This is a genomic window from Brachybacterium huguangmaarense, assembly GCF_025725725.1.
Taxonomy (GTDB): Bacteria; Actinomycetota; Actinomycetes; order Actinomycetales; family Dermabacteraceae; genus Brachybacterium; species Brachybacterium huguangmaarense.
This window is the reverse complement of the sequence record NZ_CP107020.1, coordinates 781,357-806,248: the sequence shown is the minus strand read 5'-3', so window position 1 is coordinate 806,248 and position 24,892 is coordinate 781,357. Positions and strand designations below refer to the sequence as shown.

Sequence of the window (24,892 nt, the reverse complement as noted above, 5' to 3'; positions counted from 1 at the left end):
AAGCTCGGCTCATCCCCGCTCGCGCGGGGAGCACGGTCTGCTGCTGTTCGGGCCCTCGAGCGACGACGGCTCATCCCCGCTCGCGCGGGGAGCACCTCCACCTCGGCCGTCAGGGTCAACCCGTCGGCGGCTCATCCCCGCTCGCGCGGGGAGCACATACTCCCTGCGTAGCGGGGTCAGGGTCCCTCCGGCTCATCCCCGCTCGCGCGGGGAGCACCAACGGCGATCGGCTCAGACATCATGACCCCCGGGCTCATCCCCGCTCGCGCGGGGAGCACTACGACGAGCGGATGGGCGTCAACACGGACACGGGCTCATCCCCGCTCGCGCGGGGAGCACCCTGCGTCTTGGATCCCGGCCCACCAGCGGCCGGGCTCATCCCCGCTCGCGCGGGGAGCACGCAGATTCCGTTCTTGCCGGTCGCCCACATGAGGGCTCATCCCCGCTCGCGCGGGGAGCACGTCGCCCCCGCAGACGGGGCACCGGTTCGCCGCGGCTCATCCCCGCTCGCGCGGGGAGCACAAGGCGGACCGATCCGACATCAACACGGACTTCGGCTCATCCCCGCTCGCGCGGGGAGCACGGGCGTTGATCTGCATGAGAGAGTCCTTTCCGGGGCTCATCCCCGCTCGCGCGGGGAGCACGATCGCGTCTACTCCGACCTGCCTGACGCGGGGGGCTCATCCCCGCTCGCGCGGGGAGCACCGGATCGTCGCGGGGATCACTGCATCCCCCTCACGGGCTCATCCCCGCTCGCGCGGGGAGCACATCGCCATCCACGACACGTCCTGCGTGAAATTCGGCTCATCCCCGCTCGCGCGGGGAGCACCGCTGCACGGTCGCGATCAGCTTCGAGGACCCCGGCTCATCCCCGCTCGCGCGGGGAGCACGCGCTCCTGCAGCACCAGGCCGCGGCGACCGAGGGCTCATCCCCGCTCGCGCGGGGAGCACCGTTACGTGTGGGGCGCTGCCGGGCCGAACGTCGGCTCATCCCCGCTCGCGCGGGGAGCACGGGAGGTGCTCGATGCTGACGCCTCCCGAGTCGGGCTCATCCCCGCTCGCGCGGGGAGCACTCGATTCCCTGCATCGGGATGCGGTGGCTGGTGGGCTCATCCCCGCTCGCGCGGGGAGCACTCTCGCCTCGCAGCACTCCAGACCCTCGACAACGGCTCATCCCCGCTCGCGCGGGGAGCACGGTGCTGGCGGACCCAACCCTCGCAGCGGAGTGGGCTCATCCCCGCTCGCGCGGGGAGCACAATGATCGGGCTCGCGGCGTTGATCCGCGAGCAGGCTCATCCCCGCTCGCGCGGGGAGCACAGCATCTCGGCGTCGTCACGGCGGGGCCAGCCCGGCTCATCCCCGCTCGCGCGGGGAGCACAGCGATGAGATGTCCACCGACGCGGACGTGCGCGGCTCATCCCCGCTCGCGCGGGGAGCACTCGGAGTATCACTTTCCACCGTTGGCAGGATCAGGCTCATCCCCGCTCGCGCGGGGAGCACGCCGGCGCCGGTGGTGAACTCGACGTCGCGCTCGGCTCATCCCCGCTCGCGCGGGGAGCACATCGTCTTCGGCTGGTACGTGTTCGCTGACCGAGGCTCATCCCCGCTCGCGCGGGGAGCACTTGATGCCGTTCCATACCGGGACGATGACGCTGGGCTCATCCCCGCTCGCGCGGGGAGCACATCGTCCGGAGGTGCTTCTTGGCGCGACGTGACGGCTCATCCCCGCTCGCGCGGGGAGCACGGGGAGGGGAGGGGTACGGTGGAATCCGCAGACGGCTCATCCCCGCTCGCGCGGGGAGCACCCTGTTGGTCATCGCTTCTTCTCCTTGCTCAGGGGCTCATCCCCGCTCGCGCGGGGAGCACGATCTGCGCGGCGGCACGCGCCACGGCCGGCACGGCTCATCCCCGCTCGCGCGGGGAGCACTCTTGCTGACCAGCAACGATGCTACCGCCATTGAGCGCCGGGATACAGCTTCACGGCGGAGCTAGTCCGTGGCGCCGCCCTGTTCCTCGTGCGTTCCGCCCCATCGCGGTCGACGTGCACGACGCATGGCACGTGCAGTGCTCCATCCGGTCCGACGCTGGGGCGCCTCCGAGGTCGTCGGACGCAGCATCAGCGTGAGCCCGTCGACGTCGATGGGGGTCCAGTCATGGTTGTGGACGCGGTACTCGAGCCCCTGCTCGTTGAGGGCCGAGTACACAAGGATGGCCTTGCCGTCCTTGCACAGCTCGACCGTGCGCAGCCATAGGTGATCACGCACACGAGCCGATGGATGACCGACGAAGACCCCGGGGCTGATCTCCATCAACCACTTGGTGAGGTCTCCGCGCAGCCCTGGTGGGCAGGCGGTGAGCACGAGGGTCATCATGCGAGCACGCCGGACCCGTCCCAGTTGACCCCGCTCGGCACCGCCTCCATCTCACTCCAGAGCAGAAGATCCCCGAAGTCGGCCTCCATCTCGTCGTCGATCCCGAGCAGGGTGTGAATGTCTCGTGACATGCGGGGGAGAAGGCGTGCCGTGACGACTCGATCGCGCACCAGGCGCCTGACCTCGGTGGCAGGGTCCACAGCCTCCGATGCGACGGCATCGAACGCGGCAGGAATCGCGACCTCCGCCTTGTAGAGGTCCGCGATGTCATAGACGAAGGCCCGGTCCGTGCCGGAGTGGACGACCCCCAGCGCCGGCACGCATCCGAGCGAGCAGATCACCGCATGGGCCACGCCGTACAGGGCCGCGCTCGCCGCGGTGAGCGCGCGATTGATGTGATCGCTCGCCTCGAAGTCGTCCGGCGAGTACGCACGCCGCGACCAGTCGACCCCGGTCCGGGTGGCTTCGGCCACGTACACCTTCTTCATGCGTGCGCCCTCGCGGCCTCGAAGCTGCGTCATCGAGAGAGCGGAGACGTCCTCACCGGAGAACCGCATGTCGTACATCTGCCGGGCACATGCCAAGCGTGACCGCTGGTTGGTGACGATCCGAGCCTGCGCCTCAGCCATCCGTGACGACTTCGCCAGCGGTCGCCCGGAAGCGTAGTACCGGACACCGTTCTCCCCGACCCAGGCGGCCGAGACGCCGCAGTCGCCGAGGAGCCCCATCGCGCCATGCGTGATTCGTGCACCGGGCCCCAACAGGAGCACGCCGATCGAGGCGGCAGGCACGTGGACCACACCGCGCTGGTCCGTGATCGTCAAGGCGTTGGCGTCACGATGGACGGTGCAGCGCTCGGCGTACAGGAACGAGACGCGGTCCTGCACCCGCGCGAGCTCGATGCGCTCCGGTGGCGGTGCACCAGCCAGGCGGCCCATGTCATCCCTCCAGGCGGGCGATCGTGAGCAGCCCGCATCCGTAGGCGCGGCCTCGCCCGATCCCGTGGGTGAGCGTCCGGCGGAATGCCTCCACGTCGGTGATGCGAAGTGAACCGTCGAATCTCGCCGTCCGGAGGGTGACCGTTCCCGTCCGGGGCGACGTCTTGTCTCGGCGTGTGAAGGAGAGGTTCTCCCGTCGATCTACGATCACGTCGGGCAGTGCCGTGTCAGGTGCGCCGGTGTCGGTGGCCGGCGTCATCCGGACCTCGAACCCGTGGGCCGATGCCTTCCCCACGAGCCACTGGACCTGCTGGGCGGGTGTCACATGAGGAACGATCTTCCCTCGCTTCTGGCCCTGCGCGGCCAGGCTCCTCACCGGGTTCGCGGTGAGACGGAAGCGCCTCTCGTGACCGAGTCTCAGGCCGTCGAGCAGGGGATCGTAGTCGGCTGTCTCGCCGGGTCGAGCCGCCCATCCGGCCTGATCGACGATCACCGACCGGTCGGGCTCCTCCGGCCCCACGATGTACAGCGTGTGCTCGTGTCCGTCGTGGTCGACGCGCCACAGGATGCGCGAGGTGGACTCGTCGAGGTCGGGCGGGAAGGAGGCTCGGACCGCGGCGTGCATGGCCTGGGGATTGGACAGCAGACGGCGTCCCCCGCGCTTCTGGGGGTTGAGCAGGATGCGGGTGAAGGTGGTCATGCCGAGACCACCGCCTCGAAGAACGGGTCGAAGCGGTCGTTGCCGAGCGCCCCGTTGTCGACTTTCGCCCCCACCTCCTCCCGGACGACCGTGCGCCATCCGTAGCGGCGGTGCGCCTGGTCGAACGAGAGCGGGATGTCCTGTCGTGCTTCTCCTTCCTCGCCCGGCATGCCGTCGCGGAAGAGGGGGAGCTCCAGAGTGGTGGGGCGAGTCCTGCGATGCGACGGTGAGGCATGCCATGGCGCCTCGCGCAGAGCGGTGACAGCATCGGTCGCCACGATGCCCTGGACCAGATCGGGGCTTACCGGGCACGATCGGCGCCCGAGGTACAGGGGAAACCGCGGGGAGCGGAGCTTTTCGGCGATCGACTCGAGAAGGCTGCGGTCTTCGGTCTCCACGGCAGCCAGGAAGACCGCATCGGAGAGGTAGTACCTGCTCACGAGGCTCGTCCCGCCGCCGCGCTGCCAGTCCTCGGCCGTCTGGTAGTCGCGGAGCAGCGAGCCGGGCTGGTCCACTCGCACGGCGAAGCGCAGACGCGCCAGGTCCTCGATGTCGTCGGAGCGCCGCCGTCCGTCGGCCGCCGCGATCAGACCCAGCACACCGGACTTCGTGGGGTGCGCGCCGGTGGCGCGGTCCCGGTACCGGCTCGCATCGCCCCAGGACTGCATCGGCCCCTTGAGGAGCAGCAGGAGGGTGCTGGTCACGCCTGCACCTCGCCGCGCAGCGCGTCGCGGACCTGACCGTCGAGAGCCGGCAGGGTCGTCGTCGTGGCGATCTCCGCGAAGGGGGCAGGGAGGTCCCCGAGTCCGATGACGAAGCTCGCGGTCGGGACGAACCCATAGCTCGTCTGCAGCTGCGCGGCCTCCTCGGCGAGCCGCTGCGCGCCCTTCAGACGGCGGCTAGCGCGGTCGTCCGCCCGCACCGGCTCCTCGAAGGCATTGACGAGAGACAGGGAACGGGTGTCGCGCACGGCCACGTACACGAGTTCCGGAACGGTGTTATGGGCGAAGCTGTTCTGCTTGCCGGTGGGAAGGGAGGTGATGAAGGACTTCACGAAGGCGACCGTCGCCTCGACGGCGGCATCGGCGTTGCCGAGATTCTCGGCGAGAGAGTCCAGATCCACGGTGGCGAAGCGGTAGAGCGTCGAGGACATCATCTGGGTGGTGCCGATCATGCCGGCGCCCGTCTCTTCCTTGTCCTCGAGGATGTCGTCCACGGCCGTGTAGTAGTCGAACTCCGGCTCGGACTCATGGATGCCGATGGCATGGGCTACCTGTACGGCCGCGTCCACGTTGTAGTCGGGCGCATCGGCGACCATGCGCCCGAACATGGCGATATCGATGCTGTGGGACGAGTTGAGCAGCTCTTTGGCATCCTTCTTGCCCGGCTTGGCACCTTCGGAGCCGATGAGGAATCGGGCGGCGTTCTCGATCTGCCGAGGGCTCAGGAACAGCAGGTACCCGGTCTCCTCGCCGCGCGGCTGCTCGCCCTCGCGCACCTTGGGTGCGGTGAGCTTGATGCCCGCCGCGGCGAACAGGCTCTTCGACGCGGCGTCGGCACGATCACGATCCCATTCGCCACCGCCTGCCTTCGTGAGCTCCTGGATCTTGTCGGAGACGAGGTCCGCGACGCGCTTGGTGCGATAGCCGACGGCATCGGCGCCGAGGGCGCGCTCGAAGTCGTGGCGAATGGCTCGTTTCCAGGACTGCGAGGAGACCCGCTGACGGGGGAAGCCGCCGAACACGGCGCTCTTGGGGGCGCCGGTGTCGTCGCGGTTGATGTTGCTCGGGGGGAGGGAGTGCAGGGCGTGGATGTCGAGAACGAGGGACATGGGTTTCCTTCCGGGGGTGGGGTGAGAGTGGTGGTCAGGGGGTGGTGGTCGCGGTGATGCTCGTGGGTTCTGAGGTCTGATCCCGCTCCCGCTCTCGCCGGGGCATCACGGCGAAGTCCCGGCCCCAGCGCAGCAGCACGCCGCCGCGAGCCGAGCTCGCGAGGGTACGCAGATCCTGGGCGAAGCGGCCGTAGTCCAGGCCGATCTGTTCGCCCCGCAGGAGGGTGACCAGCGAGCGGGCATGGGTGAGGCGAGCACGCTCGTTGCGCGCGGCGAGCAGCGCGTCGAACCGCGGCTTGAGCGAGCCGCTGTCGTTGCGGATCCGCAGCATGCCCATGGCGGAGCCGAAACTGCGGCCCGAGACGTGCATGGGCCGCGTCGCCGACTGCATGTGGAGGGCGAACATGCACATCGCGTCGAAAGCGGCGCGTTCCGAACGGGAGGCGGTGTCTCCCGTCCCGAGCTCCCCGTCCTCGAGAAGCGGATGCAGGGAGTCGAGCACGCTCTGCAGCGCGAGCGGATGTTGCTCGGGGGTGAAGCCCGCGCTGCGGCGCAGGACGGCGAGCTGACCTCGTGCGTGGGCCTGCTGGCGCTGGCCGCGTGAGCCGAGGTACTGCGCCTGGAGGGTCGCGGCGGAGCCGGCGATGGCGCCGTAGAGGTCGGCGCGTGCCGGGGAAGGGGCCGGGGGGAGCGTGTCAGAGGGCATCGGTCAACTCCTGGGTGGGGGTGTCGGCGGGATCGGAGGCGGATGTGGCCTTCTCGGGAAGGGGTGAGAGCAACGGGAGGGAGGTGCGGAGGTCGCGCAGCAGCTGGCCGTAGGCCGTGCCTGCGGTGAGCAGGATGGTGCGGCCGTTGGCGTCCTGGACCTCCCGACCGATCAGGGCTTTGGGGCCGGCGCCACGGAGGAGCGTCTGCGCGCGGTCGCGAAGACGGTCGGCGACGTGGTCCTGCCACTGACGGCATGTCGTCTCGGCCGTCAGTGGATCGAACCGGGCGAGCCAGATCTGGAAGTCCGGTTCGAGCTCGGCCAGGACCGCGTCGGTGTGTGTGGCCTGGAAGGCGTCCTCGCCGCCGGCTGCCCGGAGAAGCCGGCCGGCGAAGACGCCCAGCTTGCGGGCGGCCGCGAGGGTGGCGCTCGCCGTGTCGAGGACGGCACGGCGTGCGAGGATCGACTCCGGGTGGAGCAAGGTGCGAGGGATGTCGATGCGGGCGTCGATGGTGGTGGATGCCGACGAGCCCTGCGGGCCGTAGGACGCTGACGTCAGACGGATGTTCATGACCTCGAGACTGGTGTCGACGCCGGGAGTGAGACCGGCCAGTTCATCGAGGGTCCGCGGGCGTTTGCCCGCCTTGACGCCCCGAGCCAGCGGAATGTCCCCGTCGAGGGCGAGCAGCGGCTCGAGCGAACGCCACATCATGCGCGATGTCTCGTAGGGCCGCGGGTAGAAGACATCCTTGGCCTTTGTGGACTTGTTCGTGCTGAACCGGTACGGAGTCATGGGGTCGTCGAAGATATTCGCCCCCGCGTCGGGCACGCGGTCGCCGTTGCTCACGAGCACGCCAGTCACCCGATCACCGTCGGTGAAGAGGCGGATCCTGCGGGACTGCCACGTGACGATGTCCGCCGGACCGGTGGGGACGGGTGACCGTCGCTCGGCCGCCGTGTCCGGTTCCCTCTCCCAGGCAGGCATGTCGTGCCCGGGTGCGGTGAGGGCCTCGAGCGGGGTGTTGAGGACCAGCGTCTCGCGCAGCGTGTCCCCGAGGATGGTCGTCCCCCCGGTCAGCCCCGTCCAGCCGGGACCGATGGGATAGCCCTTTCCTCCCTTCACCCGAGGGTCTCCGGCGGCGCCTGACTTGATGCCGGAGTAGTCGTAGGCCTGGGTGTGGATGAGCCAGCGCGCAGCTTCGGGACAGGACAGGCTCGCCAGTCCCGCGCCGGCCCGCATGGAGAAGTAGGACGACTCGGCCTCCGGGATGATGCGCTCGACGCTCGAGCGAGATCCGCTGGTCGTGTGCAGATCCGCGACCTGCATGAACGGAGTGCTGGGGTGAACCAGGTCGAACCGATCGGCGTGTGCGTCGAGATAGTCGAGCGCCGCGGTGTCAGGGGCGTCGGCCTGGGCGAGCATCCAGGCGTGCTCCCGCCACATGTCGTGATCGAAGGTCTCGCCGGCTCTCACGGCAGCGTCGGCACGATGGGCTCGCCAGAAGATCGCCAAGAGAACGCGCAGCACGGCGTAGTCCTGGGTCGGGGTCTCGCCACGGATGGCGGCCACGGGCTGCGAGCCGTCGAAGACCTCGCGGAGCGAGAGGAGCACATCGGCGCCGTCGAGCGCCTGAGCGCGGATCCATGGCTCTGTGACCAGGGAGAACGAGGGGGGTGTGGTCATGTCGCTCCTCGGGGGGTGAGTGATGGGGACGGTATCGAGGGGGTCTGACGGACGGGCTTCACAGTGACATGGGGGTGGTGTCGCGGAGACCGAGGTCGTCGTCGTACTGGAGCGTGCGTCCGGCGAGCTCGATCGACCGTGCGGCGTCCAGAGGCAGGGCGAGCTGGCCCTTGAGCCAGGTGGACTGCTGCCAGCCCAGAGGGGTGGCGCGCTCCAGCTGCTCTACGACTTCGTCGAAGATGTCGGCGTAGCGGGTGAGGCGCGCCGGCAGGCGAACGGTCGCGGCGGCAAGGTCGCGGGCGGCCATATCCGCAGGCGGCTGATCGGGATTGAGCTCGACCGCCTCGGGGGACGCGTCGAGCGGCCGGTACCCGTTCGCGGTCACCAGGATCGGAATGACCTCGACGGAAGGATCGCTGTCGCGGACCTGGGCGAGGCCCTTGGCCTCCCCGTCTTCAGTGTCGACGTTGCCCTGCTGAATGCTGAAGAGGGCATCGAGGTTGGGGGCGGCGCCGGGAAGCGGGATGCGGAAGGTCCTGGATCGTGACTGGGCGTCCGCTCGCGCCGCGTCGCTCTCCGCGCAGGCGACGTCCCAGACGTCGGTCCATGCTGACGGGACGGGCGGCTCCTCCCCGTATGCGGCCTGGACCAGTCCCGCGATGTCGTCGGGGCGCCGGAAACCGGCTTCGAGCACATCGGTTTGAAGGACGGCGAGGGTCGAGAGCAGGAGCTTCGGCCCGTAGACCGCTCGCGCCCCCGCATCGAACACCGGCGGCTCGAGGGTCTCGATGCCCCGGAGCAGGACCCGCGGCGAGCGCAGGGCGACGGGCCGGTCGCTCTCCGGCCGGTCGTGACGATGCAGGCGCCCGATGCGCTGGACCAGGAGGTCCATCGGCGCGATGTCGGTGACGAGGAGGTCGACATCGATGTCGAGGCTCTGCTCGGCGACCTGGGTGGCGACGATGAAGCGGCGTTCGGGACGGTCCCCGCCCCGATGGGCGTCCGGGCCCAGCGCAACACGGAGGCGTTCTTCCTTTCGCGCTCGTGCTGAGGCGATGAACGCGGCGTGGTGGAGCTCGACCTCACCGGGGAAGGTCTCTCGTAGCCGCTCGAACACTGCCTGTGCCCGTCGCACCGTGTTGCAGATGACGAGAATGCAGCCGCCGTCGCCGGTCGCCGACGACAGCTGCTCCTCCAGGACCTCCAGCCCGTCGTCGATGATCTCGACGGAGGCGTGGAGGTCGGCCGGACGCGAGTCCACGGGCGCCTCATGGAGGCCGTCTCGGCTCACCGTGGTGACCAGGGGGTATGCATCTGACAGAAGGCCGAGACCATCGTCGCTGATCTGGCTCCGGTACGCCTCGATAAGGTCACGCTTCTGCTGGACGGGGAGCGTCGCGCTCAGCAGGACGACGGGCACGCCGTATCGGGCGAGCCACGCCAGGGCGGTTCGCAAGTAGGCCGACATGTAGGCGTCGTACGCATGGACCTCATCGATGACCACCACCTTGCCGGCCAGGCCGAGGTGGCGGAGCATCGAATGCTTGGCCTGCAGGGCCATGAACAGCACCTGGTCGACGGTCGCCACGGTGACGTTCGAGAGGATGCCCTTCTTGCGGCCCGACATCCACTGCGAGGCGATGACCGTGCCCTCCGAGGGGCTGTCACCGCCGACGCCGTGCAGCCTCACGTTCCGGTAGTCGGTGTTGAGCGCGCTCTTGGAGTGGCCGAGGAACATCGAGAGCGCCTCCGTGCCGGCGGCTCGAACGGACCAGTCCAGAACGCGCCGGAAGAGCCCGTCCGCCGTCGCCATGGTGGGTGTGGCGACGATGACGCCGCCCGCGCCAGAGGAGGACGCGAGGATCTCTGCCGCCGTGAGGGCGGCTTCGGTCTTGCCCTCACCGGTGGGCGCTTCGATGATGACGAGACCGGGCCCCGTGAGTTCGGCGCAGGCGTCGACGACGACCCGTTGCACAGGGCGCGCCCTGTAGTCGCCGGGCCAGTCGAAGCGGTCCCGCAGATGCTCGTCGAGGCGTTCTGGTGCCGGGGGAGATGGCGTCCATGGGGAGGTCAGATCGACGGCTCTGAGCCCTGCATCGCGCCGATCGCCGGCCATGCCGTCCGAGGTGAGCGGGAAGAACTCCGTGTTCGACGCGATCCAGTCCGCCATGATGACGAGGCCCGTCAGAAGGGTCTGGGCGGATGCCCCGATCGGCGTCGTCAAGCGGGAAAGGACGTCACGGATGCCGGTGACATCCGCTGCGACGGTCATGAGCTCGTCATGCACGGCCGTCCATTCGGGCTTCTTGAGCGCGTACTCCTCGAGGACGGCGTGCGCACGCGGCCGGAGCCCAGGCTGAGAGGGGACGCCGTGGTGGGAGTCGACGACTCCGGCGAGGCTTCGCCCGATCGGCGGCGGAACTCGCTGGGAGGCGAGCCAGCGCTGCACGATGACACCCGAGGCGAGGGCGTGCGGGAAGCGGCCCATGCCGCGCTCGGTCATCTCCATGCGTGGCGAGAGGCCGGCCTGGCGGACACGATCGAGAAAGCGCGCGAACTCCGGCTTCACGTCGAGCTGAGCCTGGAACGACAGAGTCGCTTTCCCCAGGTCATGCACGCACGCGAGCCACGTGAGGAGCGTGTGCGCGTCCTCATCGCTCACGCCCGCGGAACCCGTGATCGCACGTCGGACGGACACCGGCGCCCACTCCGTCCACAGGGAGTCGGCGACGCCTGCCGAGTCGAGCATGTGCTGGGGGAGGGCGAGCCACGGATCGTCACCCGTCCCGCGAGCCTCCTTGTCACCCGACTTCGCCCATAAGGCGCGGGCGGCATTCGAGAATGCAGCCACATCGAACTGCGGGGAAGACGCCATCGTCGCTCCTCGATCGGGGGGATGCGGACGAGGGTATCGGCCGTGAGCGATCGCCCCGAGCGTCGTCGGCGCACAACGCATCGAACGATGCTCGCCCAGGCCATCCGTCCTACCCTGGCCCCATGACCACCACGCTTCCGTACGGTTCCTGGCCCTCCCCGATCTCCGCGGCATCGCTCGCCACGGGCGGCAACACCCTGGGCGGCCCGCGCTTCGCCGGCGATCAGCTGTGGTGGACCGAGGGCATCGCCGCCGAAGGCGGACGCCAGGCCATCGTGCGCACCCCCGGCCGTGCCGAGGACGGCGGCGAACCCGTCACCGTGCTCCCGGCCCCGTGGAACGCCCGATCCCGTGTGCACGAGTACGGCGGTGCCTCGTGGGCCGTGCTCGGCCCCGCCCACACCACTGCGGCGGCCGGCGAGCAGGAGGCCGATGCCGCCCCGCTCGTGGTCTTCGTGAACTTCGCCGACCAGCGCCTCTACGCCCTCACCGAGGGCGCCGAGCCGCGCCCGCTCACCCCGTCGGGTCCCGAGGTCGAGACCGCGCACGGCCCATCGCTACGCTGGGCCTGCCCCACGCCCGTGACCCTGGCCGACGGCACCCCCGAGGTCTGGTGGATCTGCGAGGACCACACGGGCGGTCCCGAGGGTCCGCACCTGGATGCCGACGGCGTCCCGCACATCGAGCGCTACCTCGCCGCCGTCCCGCTCGACGGCTCAGCCGCCGAGGACTTCTCGGCCATCCGCCGCGTCACTCCCGCCTCGCGGTTCATCGCGGCGCCGGCCCTCAGCCCCGACGGCGGCCGCCTTGCCTGGATCACGTGGGAGCACCCGCAGATGCCCTGGGACGGCACCGAGCTGCACGTCGCCGACCTGATCGACGGCACCGCCCAGGCCGACGAGGTCGTCACGGGCGACACCTCGACCTCGGTGCTGCAGCCCGAGTGGCTCGACACCGAGCACCTCGCCCTCCTCTCCGACGCCTCCGGCTGGTGGAACCCCTACCTGTGGAGCGCCTCCGACGGCCTGAGCCCGCTGCTGGCCGCCGGCTCCCGGCACGCGGCGCAGGAGTGGGCCACCCCCATGTGGACGCTAGGCACCTCGAGCTACCGCGTGCTCGACCGCGACCACCTGCTCGTGCAGTACGGCACGGACACGACCCACCTCGGTGTCCTCGACGTGACCAGCGGCGACGTCGCTGAGCTCGAGGTCGCTCCCGCCGACGGCACTGCCCTGACGGATCTGCACGTCGGCGGCATGCGCGCGGACGGCACCCTCGCGATCCTGGGCGCCTCGCCGACGACGTTCCGCGGCATCTGGCTCGCCGAGCTGACGGTCGGCGACTCCCCGCGCCTCGGCTCGCTGCGCCTCGTGCGCTCCTCGCGCGGCGACGCCCCGGACCCTTCGGCGCTGCCCACGCCCGAGCCGATCGACGTGCCGCTCCCGGACGGCGGCGTCGTGCACGCCGTGTACTACGCGCCGCATCAGGAGGGCATCGAGGGTCCCGACGACGAGAAGCCCCCGGTCATCGCCAAGGTCCACGGCGGCCCCACGTCCCAGGCACCCGCGATCCTGCAGCTCGGCATCGCGTACTACACCTCGCGCGGGCTCGGCGTCGTCGACATCAACTACGGCGGCTCGACAGGTTACGGCCGTGCCTACCGCGACCGCCTCAAGGGCCAGTGGGGTGTCGTCGACGTCGCGGACACGGTCGCGGTGATGGAGCACCTCGTGGCCCGCGGCCTCGCCGACCCGCAGCGCCTGGGCATCGAGGGCGGCAGCGCCGGCGGCTGGACCACTCTGGCGTGCCTGACCCGCACCGACACCTTCAGCGCGGGCGTCTCGAGCTTCGGGGTCGCCGAGCTCGAGAACTTCGTCAAGGACACCCACGACTTCGAGTCCCGCTACATCGACGGGCTCGTCGGCCCCTACCCGGAGCGGCGCGACCTGTACGTCGAGCGCGCTCCGCTGAGCCACGTCGACGAGCTCGACTGCCCCGTCCTGCTCCTGCAGGGCGACGAGGACCGGATCGTGCCGCCCAGCCAGTCCGAGATGTTCCGCGACGCGCTCGCCGCCAAGGGCATCCCGCACGCCTACATCCTCTTCCCCGGCGAGCAGCACGGCTTCCGCAAGGCGAAGTCGATCATCCGGGCGACGGAGGCGTCGCTGTCCTTCTACGGCCAGGTGTTCGGCTTCTGCCCCGTGGACGTGCCCGTGCTGCAGCTCGAGGGCACGGGCACCGCCGCCTCGGACCGCTGAGCCGGGCGCCCGGCACGCGGTTTCCCGCCGTGTCCGACAGGTTCCCCGCGACCCCCGGGACCCCAGCCCGGCTCCTGCCCCGTGCTGCTCGCCGCCGGGCTCAGTGCCGGTCCGCGCCCTCGGCACCGCCGCGCGCTCGGGGCGTGGCCTTGGTGGCGTGCTTGGCCTTGAGTCGCGGCGGCGCCGCCATCATGCGCGTGTCCAGGCGCCGCAGCACGAGGTCCGCGGCCGCGGGATCGATCCCGACCTCGCTGCGCGCGGCGAGCACCTCGGCACGGGCGGCGTCGAGGGCCACGGTCTGCGCCGCGACGGCGAGATCGCGCGCCGCGCGCATGCGCTGGCGCCGCATCCGCTCCTCCTCGGGGTCCACCTCGGGCAGCGGCATGTTCTCGGTCGACGCGCCGCCGGTGACCGTGGGGATCGCCCCCGTGAGCGTCGAGAACGGCGCGAGGTCGCGGCCCAGGTGCTTGAGCCGCTTGACCAGAGCGCGCTTCTGCTCATCGGGCAGGTGCAGCTCGGGCAGGCGCTCCTTGAGGGCCGTCAGCGCCGAGGCCTGCGCGCGCTGGGAGAGCTCGGCGACCGCCTCCCGGGTGGCCCGGCCGTCGTCCTGCAGGTGCAGGACCCGCAGCAGCCACGGCAGGAGCGCCCCCGTCGGCACGAGCGTCACCACGAGCACGGTGCACGCGACGACCACCATCATCGTGCGGTGCTCGGGCGGCACGCTCGCGGGGATGGCGAGGGCGAGGGCCAGCGTCGCGAGGCCGCGCATCCCGCACCAGGTCAGCACGATGGTCTCGCGCCAGTCCACCGGCGCGCGGTTCATGCTCCCGCGCGTCGCGACGTGCAGCACCACCATCGCCAGCAGCCGCACCGCGATCGTGACGGCCGCGACCGCGAGCCCGATGCCCGTGAGGTGCAGGAGGTCGGTGTTGTCGGTGATGACGTCGCGCAGCTCGGCGCCGATGAGTCCGAACGCGAGGCCCGTCACGAGCAGGTTCGCGACGTTCCAGAAGGAGGTGCGGGTGATGCGCAGCTCACCGTCCTCGGGACGGGAGTTGCGACGCGTCTCGAGCGCCGTGACGACGACCGCGATGACACCCGAGGCGTGGATCTCTTCGGCGAGCATGTACGCGGCGAAGGGGGCGACGATGCCCAGGGCGGTCCGCGCCGCGAGCGACGTGACCTGCCGGTCGGCCATGCGGAACAGCCAGCCGATCGCGAAGCCGACGCCCACGGCGAGCACGGCGCCGATCACGAAGCGCACGCCGATCATCGGCCCCAGCTGCTCGCCGCGGGTGACGGCGCCGAGCGCGGCCTGGAACAGCACGATGGCGATCGCGTCGTTGAACAGGCCCTCGGTCTGCAGCGCGGTGAGCAGGCGCCGCGGCATGCGCGCAGGGCCGGCCACCGCCTCGACCGCGATCGGGTCCGGCGGGGCCACGATCGCCCCGAGCATGAGCGCGAGGGGCACGCCGATGCCCGGCACGAGCGCCCACACGGCGCCGGCGGCCACGAAGGCGGTGACGGCGGTGAGGCCGAGCGCGAGGACCACGAGCGTGCGCCATCGGGCGCGGAACACGGCCCAGCTCGTGTGCTGGGCGGTCGCGAACAGGAGCGGCGGCAGGAAGAGCGGGAGGATCACCTCGCTCGCGACGGTCAGGTGCGGCATGCCGGGGATGAAGGCGATGCCTGCCGAGACCACGAGCATGAGGATCGGGTAGGGCAGGTGCAGCCGCTCGCCGAGGGCGACGCACGCGACCGTGATGGCGAGCATGCCGACCACGAGTGCGATGGTCAGCATGGATGCTCCTTCGGTCGGCGTCCTGGTGCGCGTCGCCGCCGGCCCGTGCAGGGCGTCCGGAGCTCCGTGCCGCGCCATCGGCGGGCGCGGGCGACGCGGGCGGCGGCGCCCGACGTCATGGATCCGTGACGCCGATGCCCTCCGCTTCGCGCCGACGGACCCCTCGTGCCGTGCGGCCCGGACCGGGGATGACGCATGACCAGGATACTGAACGCCGCATGAGCGTCGGCCGGGAACGGGTCGGCCAGCGGCTCGATGGATACGGGCACCCTGCTCGAGCCCATGCACGCGCGCGGCGACGGGGCCGAGCCGCACGACCTTCTGGGTGAACGCCGATCCGGTCGACGACAGCGACCTCGCCGACCGCGAGCACGTCACCGGAAATGGCCGCCGAACGCCGGCTCACCAGTCGCACGAGCGGCTCCTGCCACGTGAGCCGACATCCGAGGTGCGACCGTCCGCATGGTCCGGACTGTTCCCCGATTCCCGGCAGCCCGGCCCGCCGCCGTCCTCTACAGCGAGTCCTGCCAGGCCTGGTAGAGCGCCGCGAAGCGGCCGCCGGAGGCGACGAGCTCGGCGGGGGAGCCGTCCTCGACGACCCGTCCGTCGTGCACCACGAGCACACGGTCGGCGATCATCACGGTGGTCAGGCGGTGGGCGATGATGACGGCCGTGCGGCGCCCGAGCAGATGGGTGAGCCCCTCCTGCACCTGGCGCTCGGACGGGATGTCGAGCGAGCTCGTGGCCTCATCGAGGATCAGCACCGCCGGATCCGCGAGGAAGGCGCGCGCGAACGAGATGAGCTGGCGCTGGCCCGCGCTCACGCGACCGCCGCGCTTGTTGACGTCGGTGTCGAAGCCGTCGGGCAGCTCGCGGATGAACGCGCCCGCGCCGATCGCATCGGCCGCCGCCTCGATCTCCTCGCGCGAGGCGCCGGGGCGCCCCAGCTCGATGTTGTCGGCCACGGTCCCGGAGAACAGGTACGCCTCCTGGGTGACCATCACGATGTTGCGCGTGAGGTCGCTCGACGTCAGATCGCGCAGATCCACCTCGTCGAGCTCGACCCGCCCCTCGGTGGGGTCGTAGAAGCGCGAGACCAGCTTGGCGATCGTGGACTTGCCCGCACCGGTCTGGCCGACGAGCGCGACGGTCTGGCCCGCCGGGATCGCGAGGTCCGTCGGCTGCAGCACGAGAGGACCCTCGGCCGTGTACCGGAACGACGCGTCGACCAGGTCCACCTGCCCGCGGGCGCGCTCGAGGCGCACGGGCTTCTCCGGATCGCGGATCGCAGGCACCTCGGCCAGCAGCGCGGCGATCTTCTCGAGCGCCGCGACGGCGCTCTGGAACGAGTTGTAGAAGTTCGCGATGTCGTCGATGGGCTGGAAGAACCGCCGCGAGTACAGCACGAGGGCCACCAGCACGCCCACCTGCAGATCCCCCTGCAGCACCCGGAAGCCGCCGACCACGAGCACCGCCGCGATGGTCGTGTTGGCGAGCACCCGCAGCGCGGGCTGGTAGATGCCGAAGATGAGGATGGACTTGAGCGAGGCGTCCCGGTAGTCCTGGGCCAGGGTGTCGTACTCGCGCAGGTTGCGGGGCTCCTTGCGGAACGCCTTGACGGCGCGGATCCCGTTCATCGCCTCGACGAAGTGCACGATCAGGCGGGCCGAGTGGGTCCGGATCGCCCGGTAGGCCTCGCGCGAGCGCCGCTGGAACCAGACCGTCAGGAACAGGCCCGGCACGAGCATGACGAGCATGACCAGACCGGTCACGGGGTCCATGCCGACGATCAGCACGATCGTGAACACCATCGACAGGCTCGAGCCGACCATGACGTCGACGCCGCCCTCGAGCAGCTCGCGCAGCGCCTCCATGTCGGAGGTCTGGCGCGAGACGATGCGGCCGGACGTGTAGCGCTCGTGGAACTCGAGGTCCAGGCGCTGGGTCTCGCGGAACACGCGCCGACGCAGCGCGAGGAGCATCTGCTGGCCGATCACGGTGGACTGGCGCACGTAGCCGAAGGTCAGGAACCCGCCCGCGAGCGCCGCCGCGATGTGGGCGGCCGTCGCGAGCAGCACCGGGGTGCCGTCGCCCGCGAGCAGGGCGGGCAGGGCGTGGTCGATGCCCCACGCGATGATCGCGGGGCCGGCGACGACCGCGAGCTGCGCGACGACCACCATGACGGACATGAGCACGAACTTCGCGCGCACCGGACGCAGCAGCTCGCCGAGCAGGCGCAGCGAGCGCTGACGGGCGAGACGATTCTCCTCGGCCGTGAGGGTCTGCTGCTCGAGCTGCTCCTCGGAGACGGGGGCGGTCATCGGGCCTCACCTCCCGTCGCAGGGGCGTCCGATCCCTCGGCGCCGTCCTCGATCGTCGCGAGGGCGGCGTCGCGCACGGCCTGCAGCTCGAGCTCGCCCGTCATCGTCTCGATGTCGCGGTTGCGGGCGGCCTCCTGCTCCTGGTTGGCGATCACGTACCGGTACAGCGCCGAGGACGCCATGAGCTCGGTGTGGGTCCCCACGGACACGATCCGGCCGCGGTCCATCAGCGCGACCCGGTCGGCGAGCGCGACCGTCGAGGTGCGGTGCGCGACGATGAGCGTCGTGGTGCCGACGAGCACCTCGCGCAGGCGCTCGGTGACGCGCTCCTCGGTGCGGGTGTCGAGCGCCGAGAGCGGGTCGTCGAGCAGCAGGACCGCGGGGTGAGCGGCGACGGCGCGCGCGAGGGCGAGCCGCTGGCGCTGCCCGCCGGACAGGCTCAGGCCCTCCTCGCCGATGCGGGTGTCGACGCCCTCGGGCAGGTCCTCGGCGAACGTCGCGTCGGCGGTGCTGAGCGCCTCGGCCAGGATCTCCTCCTGCCGCGCGGCGGGCAGAGCCGGATCGGTGCCGATCAGCACGTTGGTGCGCACCGAGTCGGAGAACAGGGTGGCGTCCTCGAAGGCGATCGCGGTGAGGGTGCGCAGGTCCGTGAGCGACATGTCGCGGATGTCGGTCCCGTCGATCGTGATGGAGCCGCTCGTCCTGTCGTACAGGCGGGGGACGAGCTGCAGCAGGGTGGACTTGCCGCAGCCGGTCACGCCGACGAGCGCCATCGTCTCGCCCGGGCGCACGTGCAGGGTCGCCCCGTCGATGATGTCGGGGTTCTCGCGCCCGTCGTTCTTGGTGGCGGGGGCGTCGGGGTAGCGGAAGTGCACTCCCGACAGGCGCAGGTCGCCGCGGGCCGCGGAGAGGTCCACGGGCGCCGGATGGGAGGGGGAGGTGATCGTGTTGGGCTCGTCCATCACCTCGAAGTGCCGCTCGAGCGCGGTGGACGTGTTCACGGCCTGGCCGAACAGCATGCCGAGCGAGCGCGTGGGCCCCACCACGAGCGTCGCGGTCGCGAAGTAGGCCGCGAGCTGTCCGACGTTCATGTGTCCCGCGGCCGTCTGGTGCAGCCCCAGGAACAGGGCGATGCCGAGCGCGAGCTCGGGGAGCATGAACATCGACATGTCGAAGCGCGCCATCGAGGTGGCCTTGGCGACCTCGGTGCGGCGCAGCTCGTCGGCCTGGCCGCTGAACGCCTCGAGCGCGGTGGGGCCGCGGCCGAAGGCCTTGAGCACGCGGATGCCCTGCACGCTCTGCTCGATCGTCGTGGCCAGGTCGCCGTTCTGGTCCTGCGACAGGCGCGAGAGGTAGTGGTAGCGGCGGCTGAAGGAGTAGGAGATGATCGCGACCGGGATCGCCGCGGCCAGGAACACGAGGGCCAGCAGGGTGCTCGAGCGGAACAGCAGGACGATGCCGACGACGATCGTGACCGCGCTCGTCACCATCATGATCATGCCGAAGGCGACCCAGCGGCGGATGGCGTTGATGTCGCTCATGACGCGCGAGAGCAGCTGCCCGGAGCCCCAGCGGTCATGGAAGGCCACCGGCATGTCCTGCACCTTCGCGTAGAAGCGGACGCGCATGTCCTTCTCCGCCTGCGTGGCAGGGATGACCGCGAAGATGCGGCGGGCCCAGATCAGGCCGGCCTCGATCAGGCCCAGGCCCAGCACGATCGCGCCGGCCGTGAGCACCGTGGCGGAGGTGGCCGAGGTGTTCAGGCGGTTGATCATCGCCTCGAGCACCTGCGGGATCAGCAGGGAGACGATCGACGCCGTCATGGCGCTGAGCAGGCCGCCGAACAGTCGCCAGCGGATCGGACGCACGGTCTGCCACAGGCGGGCCATCGGCGTGAGCATGGGGGAGCAGGCCTCGAAAGGTAGGAGGAGTGTGGGCGGTCATCCAGCCTAGACCTCTCCGCGCGGGAGAGCGCGGGAGAATTCGAGGCGGGTGTCGGATGTCTGGTGGACGGTCACCGGTGGCTGGTGGCCTGGGCGTTGGTGCCGGGTGTGGCGTCGCTGGTGCCGCGTGCCGCGTGCCGCGTGCGGGTTCGCTGGTGCCTGGTGCCTGGTACCGGTTGACGGGTATAGAGGCCAGGTCGCTGGGTGCTGGTTGCCTGGTACTGAGGGCCGGATGCCTGATGGTGGGCCCGGGGACCGGATGCCCGAGGCAGGTGCGGGCGGAGCGGCCGGCGCTCCTGTCCGGGCGGGTGCCCTGCACGTTCCTGTCCGTGAGAGCCTCAGCCCTCCGTTGTCGCAGGGCTGCGGCTCTCACAGATAGGGAAGTGCGCGCCGCCTCCGAAGCCGCGCTGCACCCGAGCAGCTCCGGTCAGAGCCGCGCCGCCGAGCCGCGCTGCCCCCGGAGTCGCGCTGGATTCGCGCCGCGCCGCGTCCGGCCGGCTCGAGCCGCGCCCTGGGTCAGCGCAGCGAGAGCTGGGTGTCCGAGAGGTAATGCGCGGCGGCGGCGGACACGGCCGTCACCGCGAGCACCGACGGCCAGGCGCCGATCTTCTTGGCGAGCGGATGCGAGAGGCCGAAGCCCAGCACGTAGGTCGCCCCGAGCCCCGCAGCGACGACGGGCCCGCGGCGCGCGAGCCACGTGCGCCCGGCGTAGATCCCGGCGGCCGCGAGGACCGCGCCCCCGAGAGGACGGTTGCCCGTCGCGCGGGCGACGCCGTACCCGCCGATCAGCCCGATCGCGACCACCGGGGCCGTGTTGACGGCGACGACGGGATCGGTGAAGTCCGGCTTGTGGTGCTCGGCGCGGTGCTCGAGGCGGCCGTGCTCGTCGCGGGCCGCGGGGCGGCGGGTGTCATCGGAGGTGTTCTCGGCGTGGTCCATGTCATGAACCTACGCCCGCATCCTGACGCACGGCCACGGTCCGGACGCGCCGGGCATGCCGGCGGGGACGCGGCCACTGATCGGCGTCGCCGCCGCGCCTCCCGGGCCCGGTGGTCCTGGAAGGGACGCTGGTGACGTGCTCTGGCCATATCGCCACAGCACATCACCCGCGTCCCTCCCGCGACCACGGCCTCGCCGAGCATCCCAGACGCCCTGATCGGCGCGTCTGGCCGAGCACCCCAGGCACCCTGATCGGCGCGTCCGGCCGAGCACCCTAGGCGCGCTGATCGGCGCGTCCGGCCGAGCATCCCAGACGCCCTGATCGGCGCCTCCGCGCCGGGACCACCACGCCGGCGGGCGCCTTCGCGGCCGCCGGGCCCGGGATCGCCGCGCTCGCCGGTCAGCGCACCACCGCGACGCCGTGCGCCGGGACCGTGCCGTCGCCCGCACCGCCGACGCCGTCGATCATGTTGGCACCGCGCACGGCCTCGAGCACCTCGCCCGGCGCCCCGCGGTCCTCGTCGGACAGGTTGAGCACGAGCAGCAGGCGGCGCTCCTGGCCGTCCCCGTCCGTGCCGGTCAGCGCGATCTCGGCGTACTCGTTGGCGAGCGAGCCCTCGTCCACGGTCACGGCGGCGTCCGCGAGCCATGGCTCCCGGCGGCGCAGGCCGAGCAGCCGGCGATGGACCTCGAGGATGCGGGGCGCCGCGTCCGGCTTGAGCAGCGACAGGACGGCGGCGCCGTGGGCCTCGCGCGCGGGATCGCCGGCGGCGGCCTCGAGCCGGGCGCGGTCCCCGGCGACGGCGGCGTCGAGCAGCGCCTCAGGGGAGGCGGGGAAGACGGGCCGTACCGCGTCGTCGCCGCCCGCGCGATCCTCCTTGACGGCGAGCGCCCCGAACTCGTCGCCCGCATACACGGTGGGCACGCCCGGCAACAGCGCGAGCAGGGCCACGGCGACGGCCAGGTCGCGCCCGTCGGGCAACTGCGAGGCGATGCGCGTCGTGTCGTGGTTGCCCAGGAAGGTCTGGGGGATCTGCACATGGCCCGCCGGGCCGGTCGGGGCGCGGAACTCCTCGCCGCGACGGAGCGCGTGCGCGAGCTCGAAGAGGTTGGTGTCATGGAGGGACGACCAGATCGCCTTCCACAGCTCGTACTGGGTGATCGAGTCCGCGCCCGAGGTCGCGGCGAAGGCCGCGTCGTCGCCGTGGAGCACCTCGCCGAGGATCCACGCCTCGGGATGGTCGGCCTTGACGCGCTCCAGGATCGGGGCCCACGCCTCGGGGCCGGCGGCGTACATCGCGTCGAGCCGCCACCCGTCGGCGCCGCGGTCGAGCCACAGCCCCATGACGTCGACGATCGCGTCCTGCACCGCCGGGTCCGCGAGGTTCAGCTCGACCAGGTCGCTGTTGCCCTCGAAGCCGTACGGGAAGTCGCCCGCCCACCGGATGCGCTGGCCGTCCGGGCTCGCGGGGCCCTCCGTGACCGCGCGGCGCACCGCGGGGTGGCGGTCCGAGACGTGGTTGAACACCCCGTCGAGCACGACGCGGATGCCGCGCCGGTGCGCCTCCTCGACGAGCTGGGCGAAGTCGGCCTCGTCGCCGAGACGCGGATCGATGCGCCGGTGGTCGAGGGTGTCGTAGCCGTGGCTCACGGAGTCGAAGATGGGGTTGAGGATGAGCACGTTGGCCCCCAGGGAGACCAGATGGTCGAGCCATCCGGTCAGGCGGCCGAGCCGATGCACGATGTTCTCGCCGTCGGCGTCGCCGTAGCTCGTGGCCGCGAGATCCTCCCGGGACAGCGGAGCCCCGCAGAAGCCCAGCGGATAGACCTGCCAGGCGATCGCGTCGTGCAGCCAGGCGGGGACGGGGGGCGGAGTGGAGGTGGGGCGCTCGCTCATGCGGCCATCGTAGGGCGGACCGATGACGGATCTGCCGGAACGCGCACATGAGGCCGCCACCGGACCGTGCGAGGCGCCGTGCGGTCCGTGAGCGGGATCGGCGCGGCGCCGGTCCTCGGGGGCGCGGCACCACGACAGGGCCCCGACGCGCGGGCAGATGCTTGATCGCGGACGCCCGGGGGCATCTCATGGACCCATGATCCGCATGCGCACCGACTTCTTCTCCGATTCCCTGGCGATGTCCACCTCCATGGTGGTGCTGATGCCGCAGTCCGCCGACGGCCAGATCGGCATGGCCGGCAGCCCGGCCGACGCCACGGACCTTCCGCCCGTCCTGTACCTGCTGCACGGCTTGAGCGACGACTGCACCATCTGGGAGCGCCGCACCTCGATCGAGCGCTATGCCGCGGATCTCGGCATCGCCGTCGTGATGCCCGAGGTCAGGCGTTCCTTCTACGTCGACGAGGCGGTCGGCGACGCCTACTGGACCTTCGTCTCCGAGGAGCTGCCGCAGCTCGTGCAGCGCACGTTCCGGGTCTCCGCCGACCCCGCCGACACGTTCGTCGCCGGGCTCTCGATGGGCGGCTTTGGCGCGTTCAAGCTCGCCCTCAACCTGCCCGAGCGCTTCGCCGCGGCCGCGTGCCTCTCGGGCGTGGTCGATCCCGCCCACCTCGACCTGAGCGCACACGGCGGTCACCTGCGGGACCGCATCTGGGGCGACACCGACATCGAGACGACGAACGACAACCTGCCGGGACTGCTGCGCGCGGCCGCGCCGGGCTCGACCCCGCGGCTGTATGTGACGTGCGGGACCGAGGACCATCTGATCGAGCAGAACCGCGAGTTCATCGCGCTCGCCGAGGAGCTCGGGCACGATCTGACCGCGGTCCTGCGGCCCGGGGCGCACAGCTGGGACCTGTGGGACGCGGCGATCCAGGACGTGCTCGCCTGGCTCCCCCTCCGCGGCCGCGAGGCCTGAGCGCGCCGCGACCTCAGCCGGCGACGAGCTCGGCCGCGATCAGCGCGAGCGTGAGCACGGCGGTCACCGCCACCTCCGAGAGGGCGGGCGATGTGCTCAGGCGGCGTCGGGCACGCTCCCGGCGGCTCGGCCCCGGGGCGCTGTGCGCGCCGGGACCCGGGCTGGGCTGGGCGTCGGTGCCCGATCGAGAGGTCCCGTCCGCCCCCGCCTCCGGCACGGCAGCCGGATGCGCCGCGACGGACGGGGCCTCCGCCCGTGCGCTCCCGGGCGGGTCCCGTCGCAGCGCCCGGATGCTCGCCACGACGACGCCGAGCAGGGTCCCCGCGACGAGCGCCCACCAGATGATCGCGAGCACCCCGCCGAGCGAGATCACGAGCGCGAGCACGAGCAGGTAGAAGGCATGGGACAGACCGATCGTGAGGATCCGCAACGGATGCACCCAGTGGCGCAGCAGCCGGTACACCCCGACGGCCATGAGCACGACGAGGGCCATCGCCACCACGAGCGGGAGGAGGGCGAGCGCGAGGTTCATGCCGTCACCGTCCCGTCGAGCACGTCCATGGAGAGCGCGTCGAGGCTCCGGGCGGTGTCGGTGAGCGCGACGAACCCGACCTCGGTGTCCCGGTTCCACCCGCAGAAGGCGGCGAAGCCGCCGGTCATACCGTTGTGCCAGGTGACGCGCTCACCCCCGGCCGTCGTCGTGGTCAGCCAGTGCACGCCGATGCGCGAGCCCTCGCTGACGTCCGCCGTCGGCTCGATCGCCGCCGCGCCGGGGTGGGTGCCGTCCATCATCGCGCCCAGATGGATCGCCAGGTCGGCCACGGTCGACCGGATGCCGCCCGCGGGGGCGTACCCGTCCATGGTCCAGGCGGCGGCGCCATGGCCGTTCGCCGCGTGCCCCGTGGGCCCGTCCCCGAGGGCGTCGGCCGACAGCGGAGCCCGGGTCGCCTCGAGTCCGAGGGGCCCGAGCACGCGCGAGCGCAGCAGGTCGTCCCACGTGCTGTCCGCGGCGGTCGCCAGGAGCTGGCCCTCGAGAGCGGTGGCGAGGTTCGAGTAGGCGTACTGCCCGCGGTCGCCGAGGGACGTGCCGAGGGCGTCCTCGATGACGTCGTCGGCGTCGTGCCCCGCGTACGGATCCTTGCGCAGCGTGCTCGTCAGGAGCGAGCGCACGGCGATCGACGACGGCAGCGAGGGGAGGCCCGAGGTGTGCGAGGCGAGCTCGGCGATCGACACGTCGGCGATCGCCGAGCCGGACGCCCGGTCGCCGAGCACGTCGGCCACCGTCGAGTCGAGCGTGAGCTCGCCGCGCGCGACGGCCGCCATCGTCAGGGAGGCTGTGAAGGTCTTGCTCACCGAGCCGATCTCGAACTCCCGGGACCGGTCGGCGCCGAAGCCGGCGAAGCGCGCCCCGCCGGCTGTCACGAGGGCGGCGGCGACCCGGCGATGGCCGTCGAGATGCTGAGCGAGGGCGTCGGCCAGGCGGGTGTCGCCGGTCGGCTCGCCCAGGGCGGCGGGTCGTGGCGATCCGAGAGCGCCGGCGGCGCCCAGGACGAGCACGGCCGGTACGGCGGCGCCGAGCACGGCGCGGCGGGAGGGACGGGTGGTCGGGGTGGCGGGCATCCTGGCCTCCGTTCGAGGGGGCGGTCAC

The 24,892-nt window shown here is 71.5% G+C and carries 17 protein-coding genes and 1 CRISPR repeat array (1 of these 18 cut by a window edge); of the genes, 2 read left to right on the top strand and 15 right to left on the bottom strand.

Annotated features, from left to right (window positions below):
* Nucleotides 1–1,927: direct repeats of the CRISPR family, unit length 28 nt; unit sequence GGCTCATCCCCGCTCGCGCGGGGAGCAC; it reaches 5,868 nt to the left of the window's first position.
* Between the two features lie 61 nt (nt 1,928–1,988).
* From cas2e to cas3, 8 genes are read right to left on the bottom strand one after another with little or no spacing between them, the layout of a single operon-like run.
* A complete protein-coding gene (gene cas2e / locus BRM3_RS03490) occupies nt 1,989–2,369 on the bottom strand; it encodes a type I-E CRISPR-associated endoribonuclease Cas2e (RefSeq protein ID WP_263594714.1) in 381 nt (126 codons plus the stop codon).
* Nucleotides 2,369–3,310 (bottom strand): type I-E CRISPR-associated endonuclease Cas1e, encoded by a 942-nt coding sequence (cas1e, locus tag BRM3_RS03485; RefSeq protein ID WP_263594713.1) that lies wholly within the window; start codon nt 3,308–3,310, stop codon nt 2,369–2,371. The genes cas2e and cas1e overlap by 1 nt, the downstream gene beginning before the upstream one ends.
* Nucleotide 3,311: 1 nt before the next feature.
* A complete protein-coding gene (gene cas6e, locus BRM3_RS03480) occupies nt 3,312–4,010 on the bottom strand; it encodes a type I-E CRISPR-associated protein Cas6/Cse3/CasE (RefSeq protein WP_263594712.1) in 699 nt (232 codons plus the stop codon).
* Complete coding sequence (gene cas5e, locus BRM3_RS03475) at nt 4,007–4,714, bottom strand: type I-E CRISPR-associated protein Cas5/CasD (protein WP_263594711.1); 708 nt, start codon at nt 4,712–4,714, stop codon at nt 4,007–4,009. The genes cas6e and cas5e overlap by 4 nt, the downstream gene beginning before the upstream one ends.
* On the bottom strand, nt 4,711–5,841 hold the full coding sequence (cas7e, locus tag BRM3_RS03470) for a type I-E CRISPR-associated protein Cas7/Cse4/CasC (protein ID WP_263594710.1): 1,131 nt from the start codon (nt 5,839–5,841) through the stop codon (nt 4,711–4,713). The genes cas5e and cas7e overlap by 4 nt, the downstream gene beginning before the upstream one ends.
* Nucleotides 5,842–5,875: 34 nt before the next feature.
* Entirely contained in the window at nt 5,876–6,547 is a 672-nt protein-coding gene (casB, locus tag BRM3_RS03465; RefSeq protein ID WP_263594709.1) for a type I-E CRISPR-associated protein Cse2/CasB, read from the bottom strand.
* On the bottom strand, nt 6,537–8,231 hold the full coding sequence (casA, locus tag BRM3_RS03460) for a type I-E CRISPR-associated protein Cse1/CasA (protein WP_263594708.1): 1,695 nt from the start codon (nt 8,229–8,231) through the stop codon (nt 6,537–6,539). Before casA ends, casB begins: the two co-directional genes overlap by 11 nt.
* A gap of 58 nt (nt 8,232–8,289) precedes the next feature.
* Nucleotides 8,290–11,106 (bottom strand): CRISPR-associated helicase Cas3', encoded by a 2,817-nt coding sequence (cas3, locus tag BRM3_RS03455; RefSeq protein ID WP_263594707.1) that lies wholly within the window; start codon nt 11,104–11,106, stop codon nt 8,290–8,292.
* 122 nt (nt 11,107–11,228) lie between these two features.
* Here cas3 and BRM3_RS03450 point away from each other — a divergent pair, with 122 nt between their 5' ends.
* Nucleotides 11,229–13,364, top strand: coding sequence for a prolyl oligopeptidase family serine peptidase (locus tag BRM3_RS03450; RefSeq protein ID WP_263594706.1), 2,136 nt, complete (start codon nt 11,229–11,231; stop codon nt 13,362–13,364).
* A gap of 100 nt (nt 13,365–13,464) precedes the next feature.
* On the opposite strand, the gene BRM3_RS03445 is transcribed toward BRM3_RS03450, so the two are convergent.
* From BRM3_RS03445 to BRM3_RS03425, 5 genes are all read right to left on the bottom strand, one after another.
* Nucleotides 13,465–15,165 (bottom strand): cation:proton antiporter, encoded by a 1,701-nt coding sequence (locus BRM3_RS03445; protein ID WP_263594705.1) that lies wholly within the window; start codon nt 15,163–15,165, stop codon nt 13,465–13,467.
* 512 nt (nt 15,166–15,677) lie between these two features.
* Complete coding sequence (locus BRM3_RS03440; protein WP_263594704.1) at nt 15,678–17,486, bottom strand: ABC transporter ATP-binding protein; 1,809 nt, start codon at nt 17,484–17,486, stop codon at nt 15,678–15,680.
* Nucleotides 17,483–19,387: an ABC transporter ATP-binding protein gene (locus BRM3_RS03435; RefSeq protein WP_263594703.1), complete on the bottom strand. Its 1,905-nt coding sequence runs from the start codon at nt 19,385–19,387 to the stop codon at nt 17,483–17,485. The genes BRM3_RS03440 and BRM3_RS03435 overlap by 4 nt, the downstream gene beginning before the upstream one ends.
* 558 nt (nt 19,388–19,945) lie before the next feature.
* Nucleotides 19,946–20,368 carry a hypothetical protein gene (locus tag BRM3_RS03430; RefSeq protein WP_396127026.1) on the bottom strand — a complete coding sequence of 141 codons (423 nt, stop codon included), beginning with the start codon at nt 20,366–20,368 and terminating at the stop codon, nt 19,946–19,948.
* A 400-nt stretch (nt 20,369–20,768) separates the two neighbouring features.
* The gene (locus BRM3_RS03425) at nt 20,769–22,265 is read right to left on the bottom strand and encodes an alpha-amylase family glycosyl hydrolase (RefSeq protein WP_263594702.1); all 1,497 of its coding nucleotides are present in this window, start codon (nt 22,263–22,265) and stop codon (nt 20,769–20,771) included.
* 196 nt (nt 22,266–22,461) lie between these two features.
* Here BRM3_RS03425 and BRM3_RS03420 point away from each other — a divergent pair, with 196 nt between their 5' ends.
* Entirely contained in the window at nt 22,462–23,244 is a 783-nt protein-coding gene (locus BRM3_RS03420) for an alpha/beta hydrolase (protein ID WP_263594701.1), read from the top strand.
* Nucleotides 23,245–23,257: 13 nt separating this feature from the next.
* Here the strand turns inward: BRM3_RS03420 and BRM3_RS03415 are convergent, their stop codons facing one another.
* A complete protein-coding gene (locus BRM3_RS03415; RefSeq protein ID WP_263594700.1) occupies nt 23,258–23,776 on the bottom strand; it encodes a hypothetical protein in 519 nt (172 codons plus the stop codon).
* Nucleotides 23,773–24,864 carry a serine hydrolase domain-containing protein gene (locus BRM3_RS03410; protein ID WP_263594699.1) on the bottom strand — a complete coding sequence of 364 codons (1,092 nt, stop codon included), beginning with the start codon at nt 24,862–24,864 and terminating at the stop codon, nt 23,773–23,775. Before BRM3_RS03410 ends, BRM3_RS03415 begins: the two co-directional genes overlap by 4 nt.
* Nucleotides 24,865–24,892: the final 28 nt, after the last annotated feature.

Coding starts and splice junctions, on each gene's coding strand:
- BRM3_RS03410 (WP_263594699.1), bottom strand. CDS start 24,864: ATGCCCGCCACCCCGACCACCCGTCCCTCCCGCCGCGCCGTGCTCGGC.
- cas2e (WP_263594714.1), bottom strand. CDS start 2,369: ATGACCCTCGTGCTCACCGCCTGCCCACCAGGGCTGCGCGGAGACCTC.
- BRM3_RS03440 (WP_263594704.1), bottom strand. CDS start 17,486: ATGACCGCCCCCGTCTCCGAGGAGCAGCTCGAGCAGCAGACCCTCACG.
- BRM3_RS03430 (WP_396127026.1), bottom strand. CDS start 20,368: ATGGACCACGCCGAGAACACCTCCGATGACACCCGCCGCCCCGCGGCC.
- cas1e (WP_263594713.1), bottom strand. CDS start 3,310: ATGGGCCGCCTGGCTGGTGCACCGCCACCGGAGCGCATCGAGCTCGCG.
- cas6e (WP_263594712.1), bottom strand. CDS start 4,010: ATGACCACCTTCACCCGCATCCTGCTCAACCCCCAGAAGCGCGGGGGA.
- BRM3_RS03435 (WP_263594703.1), bottom strand. CDS start 19,387: ATGCTCACGCCGATGGCCCGCCTGTGGCAGACCGTGCGTCCGATCCGC.
- casB (WP_263594709.1), bottom strand. CDS start 6,547: ATGCCCTCTGACACGCTCCCCCCGGCCCCTTCCCCGGCACGCGCCGAC.
- BRM3_RS03425 (WP_263594702.1), bottom strand. CDS start 22,265: ATGAGCGAGCGCCCCACCTCCACTCCGCCCCCCGTCCCCGCCTGGCTG.
- cas7e (WP_263594710.1), bottom strand. CDS start 5,841: ATGTCCCTCGTTCTCGACATCCACGCCCTGCACTCCCTCCCCCCGAGC.
- BRM3_RS03420 (WP_263594701.1), top strand. CDS start 22,462: ATGATCCGCATGCGCACCGACTTCTTCTCCGATTCCCTGGCGATGTCC.
- cas3 (WP_263594707.1), bottom strand. CDS start 11,106: ATGGCGTCTTCCCCGCAGTTCGATGTGGCTGCATTCTCGAATGCCGCC.
- casA (WP_263594708.1), bottom strand. CDS start 8,231: ATGACCACACCCCCCTCGTTCTCCCTGGTCACAGAGCCATGGATCCGC.
- BRM3_RS03450 (WP_263594706.1), top strand. CDS start 11,229: ATGACCACCACGCTTCCGTACGGTTCCTGGCCCTCCCCGATCTCCGCG.
- BRM3_RS03415 (WP_263594700.1), bottom strand. CDS start 23,776: ATGAACCTCGCGCTCGCCCTCCTCCCGCTCGTGGTGGCGATGGCCCTC.
- BRM3_RS03445 (WP_263594705.1), bottom strand. CDS start 15,165: ATGCTGACCATCGCACTCGTGGTCGGCATGCTCGCCATCACGGTCGCG.